This is a genomic window from Mesorhizobium sp. B2-5-13 (assembly GCF_006440535.1).
GTDB classification, from domain to species: domain Bacteria; phylum Pseudomonadota; class Alphaproteobacteria; order Rhizobiales; family Rhizobiaceae; genus Mesorhizobium; species Mesorhizobium salmacidum.
On sequence record NZ_VFUI01000009.1, the window covers coordinates 57,705 to 71,799 of the forward strand.

Here is a 14,095-nt window from a genome sequence, read left to right on the forward strand (position 1 = left end):
TTCCTCAGCCCCCGAGGATCTGAATTCAGCTCAAGCCCCCGTTGTGACAGCAATCTCATCTCTTAAGGCGTCCTTTGGACGCCTTTTCTTTTGGCCTTGTTATTCCGCCAGCACCCGGGTCGAGGGGAACGCAACCTCCACCAGCGTGCCTTCGCCGGGCGTCGAATTGATGGTGAAGCGGGCACGGTTGGCTTCCACCATCGCCTTGGTCAGCGGCAGGCCAAGGCCGGTGCCGTCGCCGCGCCCGCGCTTGAGGGCGTTGATTTGCTTGAATGGCTTCAGCGCCTGCTCGATCTCGGACTGGCTCATGCCGATGCCGGTGTCACGCACCCGCATGACGACATCGCCCGAGGTCTCGTAGGCGGTCGAGACGATCACCTGGCCGCCGGCCTGGGTATAGCGGACGGCGTTGGACAGGATGTTGAGCGCGATCTGGCGCACGCTGCGCAGGTCGGCCACCACTTCCGGCAGCCGCGAGGCGAAGCTGGAGCGGATGATGACCCGTTCGCGGTTGGCCTGCGGCTGCATCATCGCCACGGTTTCGGCCAGCGTATCGTTGAGCGACACCGCCTCATAAGCCATTTCCTGCTGGCCGGCCTCGATCTTCGAGATGTCCAGGAGGTCATTGACCAGATCGAGCACGTGGTTGCCCGAGCGGTTGATGTCGCGCAGATAGTCGCGGTAGCGGTCATTGGCGACCGGCCCGAACTTCTCGTCGACCATCAGTTCGGAAAAACCGATGATGGCGTTGAGCGGCGTGCGAATCTCGTGGCTGATGCGGGCGAGGAAATCGGTCTTCTGCGAGGAAGCGCGTTCGGCCACCGCACGCGCCTGGGTGAGGTCCTCCTCGGCTCGCTTCCACTGCGTGATGTCGCGCACCACGGCGCAGAAGCCGCTGTCGTTGGGCAGCCGGCCGATGGTCATGAACAGCGGGATGAAGCGCCCCTGTGCTTCGCGGCCGATCACCTCGCGGCCATCATTCAAGACGCTCGCCACGCCAGGCTCCAACAGGCCAGTGAGATAGTCGCGCGCCGCGCGCTGGCTCTCGATCGCAAACAGCGAGGCGAACGGCTTGCCGGTCACCTCGTCGCTGTCGAAACCGAACAGCGCTTCGGCCGGGCGGCTGATCGAACGGATGGTGCCGTCGCTGCCGATCAGCACGACCCCGTCTGTGGCGGTGTCGATGATGGTGCGCATCTCGGCGATGCGTGCCTTGAGCTCTGAAATATCGGGCTGCGTTGGCTCCTCGCCGATCACGTGCAGGGCCACAGGCGCATCATCCTCGCCGGAGCGGCGCACGACCAGCATCAGGGCCTTGCCGTCGCGCCAGGGCACGGAGCGCAGGATGGCGTCGATAGGGAATTCCTGTCCATCGCGCGTCTTCAGCCGCAGCGCCCGGTCGCTGCCATCGGACGCGTCGTCATCGGCATAAGGGTCGGCGAACAGAGCGCCGAGGCCGCCCGCATCCTCCAGGTCCTCCAGTGTAGCGTACCCGGTCAGGTCGAGGAATTCCTCGTTTGCATAGTGCAACTGGTCGCCCGAATGGATGATGAGCGGCACCGGCAGCTTGCCGAGCAGCGATGTATCCGGCGTCTTGTTTTCGGTGCCGGCGGAAAAAGCCGACGGCATGAACCCTTCGGTTTTGAGCGGCGGCACCTGCAGGCGCGGCCGCTCGGCAAATGTCTCGGTCGCCTCATGCCTGCCGCCGGTTCCGCCGGTGGTCGCAATCGTTTCCTCGCCGGATGCAGTCGCTTGCTCGCCGGCCCAGTCCTCATCGTCCTCGGCGTCGCGAAAATCGTCTGACGTCATGCTGTCGTCATCGGCCGGCGGTGCCTTGGCAGGTCCTGCCTGCGCTGCCGCCTCGCCATCCCCGATTATCTCCTGTGCCTCGGGCGCTGACGCCTCGTCGCTGCCGTCGGCGGTATGGGCAGGCTCGTCCTCCTTATCGGCATAGTCGAGCAGGGAGCCCGAAGCCCTCGGCGGCGGGGATTCGGAGCTCGGCGCCTGTTGTTCGACCTGATCCGGCTGCGCACCGTCGAGCCGCGCCAGATCCCTCTGATCCTCGGCATCGCCCGGGGAAGGTTCGCCCGCACCCAGCTCGTCTTCAGTATCGGGCGCTGCCATCTCATGCGCCGGGCCGGTCACCGGTTCCTGGGTCGAATTTGTTGGCTCGGCATCCGGGGTGGCGATGTCCACCGGCGGTTTCGTATCGGTCGCGGGTTTGGTCGCGTCGTGCGGCTCCGGCAAAGAGCCTGTTCCGGCACCTGGTTCCGCTTGCCTTGCCGGCTCGGCTGGTTTGGCCGCCGGCGGCTCTGCCGTGGAACTTTCTTTCTTCAGACGCTCGCCGATCTCGCGGAACGCGCTGCGCTCCAGCGTTGACAGCCCCTTGTCGTTGGCCGGCTGCCGGTGTTCGGCCAGCCGGATGACCTTGTCGGCGAAGCGCCGCTCCGGTTTGGGTACTATCGTCAGCGCCGGCACTTCGCCCTTGAACGGATCCGATGCCTTTGGCTCTTCAGCCTTCGGCTCCTCAGGCAGCGTCTCCACGGCCTCCGGTTTCTGTGCCGGCATCTCGCCATTGGGCACCAATGCCATGCCGATCGCTTCCGGATCGACGACCGCATCCCCGGTTCGCGCGACGCCGAAGCCGCGGAAGCCTTCGAAGGCGCGGCTGCGGTCATAGACGGGCAATGCCGCCAGGTCGACCGGGACCTTCAGGTCGGTTCCGACGACGGGCCACAGCACCGAGCGGCCGGACCAGGTGTCGCGCCGCTCCAGCAGGCCGGCGATCTCGCCGGACGCATCAAGGCCGAAAGCCGCCGCGACATCCCTGAAGCGCCGGCCGATCACGTCGGCGGCCGGATGACCGACGACATCGGCGAATTCCGGTGACAGCGCGCTGAACTTGCCCTCGGCGTCGGTACGCCAGACAAAACGTATCGGTGCCGCCGAGCGGTCTATCGTCCGGGTGGCCGAAGCTGCGGGGGAGGCGACCTCGTCCTGCCTCACGCTGTCCGCCGAAGCCTCGGTGCCGGCCGCCTCGGCCACGCTTTTCGGTTCCGCGTCGTCTTCTCCGGCATTGAAATACCAATGATCGTGCTGTGCCGGCGTGCCCGCCGGTTGGTCATTGTCGGCGGCGACCGGTGCCGGCGCGGCCGGCTCCTCGATCTCCCGCTTTGCCCGTTTCGGCATATCGCCAGCGACGGGCTCGGAAGGGGCGGGCTCCTGTTCCATTTTGGCCGCCGTCGGCTGTTCGACCGCCTCTGTCCGCGAAACATCGGCTGTCGGCTGCTTGTCCTGCCGAGACCCGGATTCTACAGCGGCGGTTTCCGCCGCCTCCATTGTGCCGCCAATCTCCTTGGCAGGGTTTTCCGTTGCCGCGGGCAAGCCGTCCGCCGAAGCCGCCGCGCCAGATGCGCTGTCCTCCAGTTGATCCTCGTCGATCACCACCAATAGATGCCGCTCCGACGTCAGCCGGGCGAGGCCCGCCGGGTAGGAGGTCCTGCCGCCCGGAACGAGGCGCTTGACGATGCGCTCGCCCTCTGCCGCGACGTCGGCCACCAGGGCCGCCAGTGTCGCGGGCTGGATGCCGAGCGCCGAAAATCCCTCCGAGGCGGACTCGATATTGCCCTTGGCATCGATGAAGGCAATGAAATGGCCGTCTTCGGTCAAGCCACTGATCGCCCGGCTGGCGATCTCGGCCGCACTGCGCGAGCCGGTCTGCGCCGCCGGCACGGCCAGCATGATGGCATTCTCGCCATCGGGCAGCGTCACGGCACTGGCAAGAAAGCCGACGGCGCGGCTGGTCACGCCGGTCGCCAGGCGCACCGTGATCGAGCGATCGCTGCCGATCTGCGGGAAACTGCTGGTCGCCATGATCTGACGGCGCGCGATCAGCGGCAGCCGCGCCGAGGCGCCGATGATCGCTTCGATATCGGGATAACCGAACATGGCGGCGCCCGGCCCATTGGCCCAGATCACCTGCTCGAGGTCCACCGACAGGATCGCGATCGCGTCGCCGGCGGCAAACCGCTGGCGGACCGCGTCGAGTACGGCGACGTCAAGGAAGGAATATTCGGACGGCATGCGCTTGGCGAACCCTCACGGAGCGGCGAATTTGCAGTTAACGCTTTGTTAATAAAAGCCGCAGCCACGAAGGTCCACAAGCCAGAACGTGCAAAGGCTGAATTTTGGCTGTTTGGTTAACGGCCGAAAACATTTTTTTGTGCACTGCAACAAGGATATTGCAATGCACAAAAATTGCCTTTATATTGCCATCATACATGAACGAGACGGCTTTCTGTCAAAGCCGCCGCCGCTGAAAAGGATGGAAAATGTCCAGGACCAAGACTGCCGAGACCATCGAAAACGTTGAATTCCCGAGCTTCGACGCTTCCAAGGCCACCGACCAGATGCGCGCTTTCGCCGAAAAGGGCGTTGAGCAGTCGAAAGAGGCCTACGCCAAGCTCAAGACCGGCGCCGAGGAGACCCAGAAGGCCCTGGAGTCGACCTATGAAACCGCCAAGACTGTTTCCAGCGATCTGTCGCTCAAGACCATCGCGGCGCTGCGCGCCAACGCCGAGGCCGGCTTCTCGCATCTCGAAGCCCTGATCGGCGCCAAGTCGCTGTCGGAAGTCGTCGAGCTGCAGACCGCATTCCTGCGCAAGCGCGTCGAGCTGACCGTCGAGCAGGCCAAGGACTTCCAGGCTGTTGCCTCCAAGGCGGCCGAGGATGTCTCGAAGCCGATCAAGACCGCCTTCGAGAAGGCGATCAAGGAAATCAAGGCCGCCTAATAATTGCGCATCGTCCGCGGATGCAACAAAAGGTCGCATTTTGTCGGACAAATAGATGTGAGATAGTGACGGTCAAGCGAATACCCGGCGGGTGGAACCTCCTCCCTTCACCTCCGGGGTGACCAGCCAGCACCTCCTCCCGCTGGCTCGTAACAGGAAAAGGCCGGCACCTCCTCCCGCCGGCCTTTTTCTTTGCCCGGCGAAAGGTGCACCGCTGTGGGGAAGTGGCCTTTGCTTTGCAAAAGCCTTGAATTAGAATTCATAAGCCCGTAAGGACGCATCGCCGAACGATAGAGCGGATCGCGGAATGAACCTTCCACCTCGATCCCGCTACCAACGTTAAGACGTGCCGTTGTAGCTCAGATGGTTAGAGCGCCGGATTGTGGATCCGGAGGTCGCTGGTTCGATCCCAGCCAACGGTACCATCGGATTTCCGTTAATTAACTGAATTTACTGTCTAATCCGGCCGCACATGTCGAAATCCCACGCGATCGCGCATTTTGTGCTGTCTGTTGTGCTGCAAATGACGACTGGGAAGACATCGCGAAGCGCAAGACCCTGACGGCTTCCTGCGGCCGAGGCATCGTGCTGGCCTTACCGGATCGGCGTCTTGCCGCGAAACAGCGGCTGGTGCGCCCGCATCAAGGCGGTAATACGGTCGGCGACTTTTCGTACCGGCGGGGAGTGACGTTCCTCGTGATGGGTAACGATCCATTGGTCGGTTTCGAGTTCGGGGATAGGCTGAGCGACGCGAACCAGCCGCGGATCGCTGTCACCCACGAAGCACGGAAAAATCGAAAGGCCGGCGCCGGCGGCCACCAGTTCGCGTACCGAATGGCTGTTGTTGCCGCGCACGGCGATGCGGTCGCCATGATGGGCTTGCAGCCAGCGCGCCGAAGCAATGTTTGCTCCTTCGCCGGTGACGCCGACGAACAAGCCGGCGGCGATGCCGTTGATCAGCTGGCGTCCGGAATAAATGGCGTGGGCGACCTTGCCGCTCTGGCGGCCGGCCAACCACTGTTCGGTCGGGCGCTCGCTGCGGATGCCGATGTCGGCGGCACGGCGTCCGATGTCGACCCTGTCGGTGGTGGTGACGAACTCCACCCTTATGCCGTCATCGACCGTCCAGATATCGCCGATATGGGCGCAAACGAAGGCCGAGGTCCATGGCCCGGCCGAGACGCGGACAATGCGATCAGGCAGGCTTCCCTCCCGCCAGCGGGTCAGCGACTGCATCGCTGCCTCGACATCTTCGGCGCGCCGCAGCAGTTCTTCACCGACCGGGGTCAGCCGGTAGCCGGTCTGCTGACGCACGAACAGCGGTTCGCCGATCTGCTTTTCGAGCGCGGTGACGCGTCGTCCAAGGGTGGCCGCGCTGAGGCGCGTGGTTGCCGTCGCCGCGCTCAAGCCACCAAGCCGCGCAACGTCTAGAAATAACCTCAGATCGTCCCAGCCGATATCCATTTTGCAGAAATGAAAGACTCGTTGCGACCGTGGCTGTAGCGCGAAGCGGGCGTCGCACGCAAGTATGCGGGCATTGGAGGTGTTGAACAATCCTGCCTGGCGGAACAGTGAGAAGCGCCTCGGCTGGCCAAGAAGCCAGCGCAACCCTTTCGATCGCGCAGGCGCTTGGCGCGGATGCTTTGCGCTTTCGATCAACCACGCGCGAGGGATATTCCGCGCGCCAAAGGAGACGATCATGTTGCATGAATTTCGACACCGCTTCGCCCGCTGGCTTGCCTATCGCCAGACGCTTGCGAGCTTGCGGCATGTCCCTGACAGCACGCTGGCGGACGCCGGCATTTCTCGCGAAGAAATCCGCGAGCGTGCCCGCTACGCCGGCCTGCGTCGTTGAGCCAATGGAGGCGGGCATGCAGATGATGAAGCGGGATGGCCGCTCGGTGCCGCGCATCGGCATCGGCACCTGGGCGGCGGGCGGCGCGGCGCGCTGGCATGACACGGCGACCATCTATGGCGAGGTCGACGACGTCAGGTCGCAAGCCGCGTTGGCGATGGCCTATGACATCGGCGCGCCGGGTGTTCGACACGGCTGCCGCTTATGGCGCCGGCAATGCCGAGCTGATCCTTGGGCGGGCGTTGAAGGGCAAGGACGAAGCGGTCATCGTCACCAAGGTCGGCTATTTCGGCGATCCCGAAACGCGCAAGATCGCTCCCGAGGATGCCTCTGCCGCGGCGATCCGGACTTCGATCGACAATTCGCGGCAGCGGCTGAAGCGCGATTGTATCGACGTCGCGCTGCTGCACATCAACGAGTACCCGATCGAGCGCGCCGGCGAGGTGTTCGATACGCTCGGCCTGCTGCACCAGGAGGGCAAGATCGGCGGCTTCGGCTGGAGCACCGATCACCACGAACGGCTTGCCGCCTACGCGCCGCGCGAGGGTTTCGTGGCTGTGGAGAATGACTTCAATGTGTTTACCCCGGCAAACGAGCTGATGGCCGTTGCGGCGCGCGAGAACCTCGTCTCGTTCAGCCGGCTGCCGCTGGCAATGGGGCTGCTCACCGGCAAATACACGCCGGCCATGAAGCTGCCCGCCGATGACGTGCGCGGCGGGAATGCCGAATGGATGGTGTTTTTCAGGGATGGCGCCGCCAACCCGCACTATCTGTCAAGGCTCGCGGCAATCCGCGACTTGCTCACCTCGGGCGGACGCACGCTTGCCCAGGGCGCGCTCGGCTGGACCCTCGCCAAGTCGGCAATTGCCTTGCCGGTTCCCGGTTTCACGCGGCCCGAGCAGGTCGAGGACAATCTCGGTGCGCTGGAAAAAGGGCCGCTGCCGGCAGCGGTGATGGCCGAGATCGACGCCGTGCTGAATATTGCCGAGACCGGCTGACATTGCAGTCCGAAATTCGCATCACCTCGGAGCAGAACTGCACGCCGAGCTGATGCCGATTGAAAATCGGCGAATGTCATCTGCAAAGAGCTTCTGGGCGAAGACAACCAGGCATGGTTAAACCGCCAGAACAGGCTCGGTTCGAATTGATTCGCCAAGTTCAGTCCGAAGGCGTACAAAAAGGGGGTCGTCAGCAGCACAGTATGGGCGTTGACGCTTGGGAGCGACCATCGCACTCCTGCCCCAGCGTGAGGCTAGGATGTCATGGCGAAAGACCCTGAGCGCCCCGGTCTAGCGGCCGAAGCCGTGCGTGCACTTGCCCGGGAATCGGGCGCTACCGAACAGCAGATACGTGACATAGTATCGTTGATAGGGTTCGACCGCTCCTCGATCCTCAGGGAAGCTCGCCTTCTGGCGAAGGATCGTTAGCCGACGAAACCTGCGATTTGTCCACAGCAGCTACTGTCGGTTTCATACCGACACGCCCGCCCGCCTAGTGCTGGCCGGGTGGGACAGTCTATGTTTTGCCACCGTCGTTCGAAGGGCGCGGCCGGCCGAGAGATCCTAGTGCTCTTGCCCAAGTGGAGAGCATCTCGTGGATCACAAGGTTCTGCAGGCCAGGAGCGAGTTGTTGCGCCGGATGAGCGCGGACGATTTCGAGCGGCTGCGGCCACATCTCAAGAGTGTTTTCCTGGAGTTGCGCTCACCGTTGGAGAACGAAGGCCAAAAGATCGAGGCGGTCTATTTCTTGGAGAGTGGCATCGCATCGGTTGTGGCCAAGGCTTCGGCGACGGCGGAAGCAGAAGTGGGAATAATCGGCTTTGAGGGCATGACCGGTTCGGCGCTGATCATGGGCGACGAGCTGGCAAGCTTCGATTGTTACGTCCAGTCGACGAGCGAAGCGCTGCGGATGAGCGCTGGGCCATTCGTCGAAGCCTTGGAAGACAGCCCTACCTTACGGCCGTTCCTGTTGCGCTACGTCCAGTATCTCCACATCCAGACGAGCTACACCGCATCGATCAACGCGCGGCACAGCCTTGAGGTCCGGCTGGCGAGATGGCTTCTCATGTGCAGCGACCGGACCGTCGGTGACAGGCTTATGATAACCCACGAGTTCCTTTCCGTCATGCTGGGCGTCAGGCGCCCGGGGGTCACCGTGGGGCTTCAGACAATCGAGAGCCATGGCTACATCCGAGCCCGCCGCGGCGAAATCACGATCCGGGATCGGAAAGGTCTCATGACGCTGGCACGGGACTCTTACGGCGCTCCCGAACTGCAATACCGTCGGCTGGTCGGAGATCTCGGTTCAAAGAACCCTTCTAGGCAGGATCGTCCGCCCACCTGACCGCCACCATTGCCGGGGTTGGTAGGCCGGATTGTGGGCCGGAAGTGCGGGAATGGCCGACGCGATAATGCCGGTTTGACGGCACATTGCCTAAGCTCGCGTCGGCCATTGCGGCATGGGGATGCCGCCTAGCCAATCTAGTGATCAAGGGATGGTCGACAACAAAGGTCAAATTGTTGGTAAGAAACGTACGAAGCTGAACTTTGTCTTGCGCCGATGGGGTGCCACGCAAGCCTGGCGCATCGCACTCTCGGGATAGAACATAACTTCCCGCCGCTGGCCGAGCGCCGTTACCCCGTCACGTTGCCGACGTTAGCCGTAGTACCTTCGCATGCCGGCACCTCGCCGGCGCTGCTCATAGCCGACACCGGTCAGGCAATCACAAGTCCTTGAACGCAAACTGTTCCCGGAACATCTCAACTCCAGGTTTGTTTGGAGCCCCAGATGCTATCTGGAGCAGGGCGGAGAAATCCATGGTCAATTCCCGATCGATGCCGGTGGTCACCAGGCGCCCGATCTATCGGGCGCCAATGGCGATCGCCAATGCCTGTTTCATCGGCACGCTGCTGACCGACCTCGCCTATTGGCGGACCGCGGAGATGATGTGGACCGATTTTTCCGCATGGCTGTTGTTAGCCGGTCTGGTGATGGGAGCGCTTGCGGTAATTGCGGCCCTTGTTGATCTCTTCACCGGTCGAATGTTCCCAGTGCGCTGGGTCTATCTGCTCGGCAGCCTGGTAGTTCTTGTCCTTTCGTTCTTCAACGCGCTGGTGCACAGCCGTGATGCCTGGACGTCGGTTGTGCCGACGGGGCTCATCCTCTCCGCAGCGGCCGTGATCGTCTTGCTTCTCGTGTGGCTGCTGCGATGGAGTACGGGCCGCGCTGCCGGGGAGGTGGTCGAATGAGCGCCATGCAGGTTTCCGACAGACACATCCGGCGTGCCGTGGGGTTAGGTCTGCTGTGCGGATCGCTTCTGGCATTGCCTGCCTGTAGCGACGACGACCCGGACCCAAGCGGCCAGGTCGGGCCGAACCCGACACTGCCTGAACCGACGCAATATCTTGTTCCGCCGATGCATGTCGCTTCGATCATTGGCTGGAAACAGGACGAGAAACCAACGGTTGCGAAGGGTTTGCAGATCCAGGCATTCGCCAAGGGATTGAAGCATCCGCGCTCGCTCTACACCTTGCCGAACGGTGACGTTCTGGTGGTCGAGTCCGTGGCGCCGCCCGGCGCCGCTATCAAACGTCCGAAGGACCTGATCATGGGCTGGATCGAGTCCATGGCGACGTCAGGCGGCGGCACCGAGGGAAGCAACCGCATAACCTTGCTGCGCGATACGAACGGCGATGGTGTGCCCGATCTCCAGAACGTCTTCCTCGACCATCTCAATTCGCCCTTCGGCGTGGCTCTGGTCGGCAACGACCTCTATGTGGCCAACACGGATGCCATCGTGCGCTATCCCTACACGCCAGGCGATACCAAGATCACCGCCCCTGGCACCGTGCTTACGCCGCTGCCTGGCGGTCCGATCGATCACCACTGGACCAAGTCTCTCGTCGCCAGCCCGGACGGATCGCTGCTTTATGTCGGGGTCGGCTCCAACAGCAACATCACGGAGAACGGCATCCAGGCGGAGAAGGACCGCGCCGCCATCTGGGAGGTCGACAGGGCGACAGGCCGTTCGCGCATTTTCGCAAGCGGGCTGCGCAATCCCAACGGTTTGAGCTGGGAGCCGCAGAGCGGAGCCCTTTGGGCCGTTATCAACGAGCGCGACGAACTCGGTCCCAATCTGGTTCCCGACTACATGACTTCGGTCAAGGACGGCGCGTTTTATGGCTGGCCATACAGCTACTATGGTCAGCATGTCGATCCGCGGGTGATGCCGCCGCGGCCGGACCTGGTCGCCAAAGCGATCCCCCCGGACTATGCACTGAGTTCTCATGTCGCGCCCCTGGGCCTGGCATTTTACACCGGCACCAATCTGCCCGAATCCTATCGCAACGGCGCGTTTGTCGGCGAACATGGCAGCTGGAACCGAAAGCGCTTCAACGGCTACAAGGTCGTTTTCATACCGTTCAATGGAGGTCATCCCGACGGCAAGCCTCAGGACGTCGTCACCGGTTTCCTTGACAATGACAACAAGGCACATGGGCGGCCCGTGGGCGTTGCTGTCGACAAGGCCGGTGCTTTGTTGATTGCGGACGATGTTGGAAACACCGTCTGGCGCGTGACTGCCGCACCTCGGTAGCCGTTTTCGCATTGTATGCGCAGGCAAGGCGCGTGATGATCTTGGCACGACTTGGTAAAAATCGTACAGTGAAAAGCCATCAAATCAAGCGCTTCTAAATACCTGCCACGCCGATATGGGCGGCGAGTCGGACGGACGAACGGCCATGTCGACAAATCCCGAACCGACCAATGTCGCCACGTCGGTGGACGCCATTCTCGATGAGTTGCAGGACAGCCCTTTCCCGTCGATGCAAGCCGCCATAGCGATCCTGCGGAAGCGGACCGGCACAGAGCGATCGGATGCCGATCTGAAAGGCTTGATCACCAAGAAAGCTGCTGTGCGGGGCATTCAGCTTTTTGACGAGGGCAGTACCGCAAATTGAGCCCAAGGCTGCTCATCTAGGTTTGTTATTGATGGATGTCGCTCGCGACGAAATGCCGGATCGCGATCTGGTCAAAATCAAAGGTGTGCAATGACGCGGGCGCCCAGGTGTTCGGGCATCGCTTATCCTGACTGCCGAACGAAGCGCGTGACCTTGATCGGTCAGCGTAGGAGCCGCTGTGGAATTTCCACCACATTCTCCGATCCGGGCAGCTCAAAGGCCATGGCCAACCGACGCAAGGAGGCCATTTCCACGATCAGCTCTTCGATCGAACGATCCGGCAAACCCGTCTTCACTTTCTGCCTTACCCTTGCTGTGAGTTCATGAACCCGGACAGGCACGAAAAGCGCGCTGTCGTCCAGCAATCTGCTGATTTCGATCACCACATCGGCGTCAATGTCTTTCGGCAATTCCCGCATGGGCGTCACCTTGGTCTCGAAGCGTCCCGAAGGCGATCAGGCATTGCGCCAGAAGGCATGCCGGACGCGGATCGATCTCCAGATTCATAAAACCACCCGCCCGGCGTGTCACGATAAAACATCTGTACGAAAATAACCGAACCGGCTGGCTCGCGTAATCCACACGTCTTGCCCGAAATCGCGGGCTACGGCATCGGCGCATACCGCACACCATGGCTCAATTGCCGTCAGCATCCGGGCGCCTGTCACCTGGTGAACTCGTCATCAAGAATGCGCAACGCCTCTTCGTATTTGGCCGTGGGTGCTCCGATCTGCCGCGATTGCCAGATATTGTCGGTCAGATCAGCCCGTTTTACCGGCAGCGCCAATGGGTTCGATCCAGCCCGCCGCACGAATGTAAAATAGTCCTCGCCGTCTCTGCGCGTCATGGCGTCGACCGCGGCGGCGATCGTCGGTCCAAAGCCCGCCTCTTCAAGCCTGGTCCGGCTCCAGCCTTCGCCTTTTTCCAGAACGTCGTGCAGATAGGCGACGACTTTCTGGTCCATCGTCTCGACAGCGTCGACCACCCGACGGCAATGATCGATATAGGGGCCTCCTGTCTTGTCGTGCTGCGATGCATGGGCCTGCTCCGCAATCTTGGCCGCCCGATAGAAAATACTCATCGCATCCATCTCCGCCTTGCCCCCGCGAGCCGCAGCCTTCAGGCACTAATACCGCTCCCTGGTTTCGCGGTGCGGCAAGTCCATGCGGCAGCAAAACGCCGGCCGCCGGCGTCGGTTCCTGTCCTTTTGCAGGAGCGAGTTCCCGCACGGGACGCTCGTCGGTTCCGAGCGCCATGGCATCGAGGCCGCTTCCGTTGACGGAGCCGGCGGAAATAGAGGGTATCGATCGCGCTTCGGTTTCGACGAAGCAATGGGCAGAAAAAGACTTCTTTTTGCGATCCGGCCCGAATGCTCTCTTGCGGACCTTAAAACACGCAAGGCTCGCTTGGGAGGCGACGCCCAAACAAGAGCGGCTGCCAAAACAAGAGCCGGCATACGCCGCTAGAATGAGGCCGATGCCGGCAACAGCCATAGGGGAACCACGACAATGAAGACATTTCGAAACTGCCTGGTGAGCGCGGTCGGCGCAGGCTTGCTGGGCCTGGGGCTCGCCGCTCCTGCCAACGCCGGCGCCATCCGTCTTGGCATGACGACCTGGGTGGGCTACGGGCCGCTGTTTCTTGCCCGCGACCTTGGTTACTTCAAGGAGGCCGGCGTCGATGTCGACCTGAAGGTCATAGAAGAATCAGCGCTTTACATGGCGGCGGTCGCCGGTGGTGATCTCGATGGCGCCGCCTCCACGGTCGACGAGCTGATGAAGTACCGCTCGGACGATCTCTGTTTCAAATACGTCCTGGCGCTCGACGACAGCCACGGCGGTGATGGTGTCGTCACGCAGCCCGACATCAAGTCGCTCAAGGATCTGAGGGGCCAGCAGGTGGCCTTGAACGAGGGCTCCGTTTCCGAATTCTGGTTCAATGTGCTCTTGAAAAAGGAAGGCATGACCGAGGACGACGTCACCATCACCAACATGACCGCCGATGACGCGGCGACCGCCTTCATCGCCGGCCAGGTTCCCGCCGCCGTGACGTGGGAGCCGCACCTCACCGAAGTCCGTAAGGGCGGCAAGGGAAAGGTGCTGATCGATTCCACGACCACCCCTGGCCTGATCGTGGATGTGATCGCCCTCAAATGCGATCTCATCGAAAAGCATCCCGAGGACGTAAAGGCCCTTGTCAAGGGCTATTACAAGGCGGTCGAGTACATCAAGACCAATCCGGAAAAAGCCTATGAGATCATGGCCAAGGGCATTGGCGGCTATCTCGAAAAGCCCGAGGATTTCGCGGCCGGCGCCAAGGGCGTGCGCTATTATGACCGCGATCGTAACCTGGAATTCTTCGGCACGCCGCAGAAGAGCGAGGCGTCCGAACTGGTGAACTTCGCGCAGGACATCTGGGGCAAGGCCGGCAAGCTCAAGATGACGATCGACGCGAAAACCATCCTCGACACCGATTTCATCAGGGAACAGTGA

Annotated in this window: 12 protein-coding genes and 1 tRNA gene; 9 read left to right on the forward strand and 4 right to left on the reverse strand. The window is 62.2% G+C overall.

Features of this window, described 5'->3' with window-relative positions; genetic code table 11:
- Positions 1-99: 99 nt before the first annotated feature.
- Positions 100-4,083, reverse strand: coding sequence for a PAS domain S-box protein (locus FJ434_RS16820; protein ID WP_140748256.1), 3,984 nt, complete (start codon positions 4,081-4,083; stop codon positions 100-102).
- A gap of 248 nt (positions 4,084-4,331) precedes the next feature.
- Between FJ434_RS16820 and FJ434_RS16825 the strand changes: the two genes are divergently transcribed.
- Together FJ434_RS16825 and FJ434_RS16830 are read left to right on the forward strand one after the other, a co-directional pair.
- Positions 4,332-4,790 carry a phasin gene (locus FJ434_RS16825; protein WP_027144815.1) on the forward strand — a complete coding sequence of 153 codons (459 nt, stop codon included), beginning with the start codon at positions 4,332-4,334 and terminating at the stop codon, positions 4,788-4,790.
- A gap of 348 nt (positions 4,791-5,138) precedes the next feature.
- Positions 5,139-5,215: transfer RNA gene (locus FJ434_RS16830), tRNA-His, on the forward strand.
- Positions 5,216-5,384: 169 nt separating this feature from the next.
- Here FJ434_RS16830 and FJ434_RS16835 read toward each other — a convergent pair.
- Positions 5,385-6,491: a LysR family transcriptional regulator gene (locus tag FJ434_RS16835; RefSeq protein ID WP_140748259.1), complete on the reverse strand. Its 1,107-nt coding sequence runs from the start codon at positions 6,489-6,491 to the stop codon at positions 5,385-5,387.
- Here FJ434_RS16835 and FJ434_RS16840 point away from each other — a divergent pair.
- The 6 genes from FJ434_RS16840 to FJ434_RS16865 all read left to right on the forward strand — a co-directional run bounded on the left by FJ434_RS16840 (position 6,490) and on the right by FJ434_RS16865 (position 11,603).
- A complete protein-coding gene (locus tag FJ434_RS16840) occupies positions 6,490-6,645 on the forward strand; it encodes a DUF1127 domain-containing protein (protein ID WP_140713440.1) in 156 nt (51 codons plus the stop codon). The genes FJ434_RS16835 and FJ434_RS16840 overlap by 2 nt on opposite strands.
- Positions 6,646-6,809: 164 nt before the next feature.
- Positions 6,810-7,643: an aldo/keto reductase gene (locus FJ434_RS16845; RefSeq protein WP_246678292.1), complete on the forward strand. Its 834-nt coding sequence runs from the start codon at positions 6,810-6,812 to the stop codon at positions 7,641-7,643.
- A gap of 640 nt (positions 7,644-8,283) precedes the next feature.
- Positions 8,284-8,988, forward strand: coding sequence for a Crp/Fnr family transcriptional regulator (locus FJ434_RS16850; RefSeq protein ID WP_246676029.1), 705 nt, complete (start codon positions 8,284-8,286; stop codon positions 8,986-8,988).
- Positions 8,989-9,461: 473 nt separating this feature from the next.
- Positions 9,462-9,893, forward strand: coding sequence for a DUF2231 domain-containing protein (locus FJ434_RS16855; RefSeq protein WP_140748266.1), 432 nt, complete (start codon positions 9,462-9,464; stop codon positions 9,891-9,893).
- Positions 9,890-11,239, forward strand: coding sequence for a sorbosone dehydrogenase family protein (locus FJ434_RS16860; RefSeq protein WP_181165935.1), 1,350 nt, complete (start codon positions 9,890-9,892; stop codon positions 11,237-11,239). Before FJ434_RS16855 ends, FJ434_RS16860 begins: the two co-directional genes overlap by 4 nt.
- 145 nt (positions 11,240-11,384) lie before the next feature.
- Positions 11,385-11,603, forward strand: coding sequence for a hypothetical protein (locus FJ434_RS16865; protein WP_140504671.1), 219 nt, complete (start codon positions 11,385-11,387; stop codon positions 11,601-11,603).
- Between the two features lie 161 nt (positions 11,604-11,764).
- Here FJ434_RS16865 and FJ434_RS16870 read toward each other — a convergent pair whose 3' ends face one another.
- Both FJ434_RS16870 and FJ434_RS16875 read right to left on the reverse strand, forming a co-directional pair.
- Complete coding sequence (locus tag FJ434_RS16870) at positions 11,765-12,022, reverse strand: hypothetical protein (protein WP_140504669.1); 258 nt, start codon at positions 12,020-12,022, stop codon at positions 11,765-11,767.
- Between the two features lie 245 nt (positions 12,023-12,267).
- The gene (locus tag FJ434_RS16875) at positions 12,268-12,684 is read right to left on the reverse strand and encodes an HD domain-containing protein (protein ID WP_140713595.1); all 417 of its coding nucleotides are present in this window, start codon (positions 12,682-12,684) and stop codon (positions 12,268-12,270) included.
- A 427-nt stretch (positions 12,685-13,111) separates the two neighbouring features.
- Between FJ434_RS16875 and FJ434_RS16880 the strand changes: the two genes are divergently transcribed.
- The gene (locus tag FJ434_RS16880) at positions 13,112-14,095 is read left to right on the forward strand and encodes an ABC transporter substrate-binding protein (RefSeq protein WP_140748269.1); all 984 of its coding nucleotides are present in this window, start codon (positions 13,112-13,114) and stop codon (positions 14,093-14,095) included.

Bases quoted from the DNA above. Each gene is read 5' to 3' on its own strand.
- FJ434_RS16880 (WP_140748269.1), top strand. From the start codon at position 13,112: ATGAAGACATTTCGAAACTGCCTGGTGAGCGCGGTCGGCGCAGGCTTG.
- FJ434_RS16860 (WP_181165935.1), top strand. From the start codon at position 9,890: ATGAGCGCCATGCAGGTTTCCGACAGACACATCCGGCGTGCCGTGGGG.
- FJ434_RS16845 (WP_246678292.1), top strand. From the start codon at position 6,810: ATGACATCGGCGCGCCGGGTGTTCGACACGGCTGCCGCTTATGGCGCC.
- FJ434_RS16840 (WP_140713440.1), top strand. From the start codon at position 6,490: ATGTTGCATGAATTTCGACACCGCTTCGCCCGCTGGCTTGCCTATCGC.
- FJ434_RS16855 (WP_140748266.1), top strand. From the start codon at position 9,462: ATGGTCAATTCCCGATCGATGCCGGTGGTCACCAGGCGCCCGATCTAT.
- FJ434_RS16825 (WP_027144815.1), top strand. From the start codon at position 4,332: ATGTCCAGGACCAAGACTGCCGAGACCATCGAAAACGTTGAATTCCCG.
- FJ434_RS16870 (WP_140504669.1), bottom strand. From the start codon at position 12,022: ATGCGGGAATTGCCGAAAGACATTGACGCCGATGTGGTGATCGAAATC.
- FJ434_RS16850 (WP_246676029.1), top strand. From the start codon at position 8,284: ATGAGCGCGGACGATTTCGAGCGGCTGCGGCCACATCTCAAGAGTGTT.
- FJ434_RS16875 (WP_140713595.1), bottom strand. From the start codon at position 12,684: ATGAGTATTTTCTATCGGGCGGCCAAGATTGCGGAGCAGGCCCATGCA.
- FJ434_RS16820 (WP_140748256.1), bottom strand. From the start codon at position 4,083: ATGCCGTCCGAATATTCCTTCCTTGACGTCGCCGTACTCGACGCGGTC.
- FJ434_RS16865 (WP_140504671.1), top strand. From the start codon at position 11,385: ATGTCGACAAATCCCGAACCGACCAATGTCGCCACGTCGGTGGACGCC.
- FJ434_RS16835 (WP_140748259.1), bottom strand. From the start codon at position 6,491: ATGATCGTCTCCTTTGGCGCGCGGAATATCCCTCGCGCGTGGTTGATC.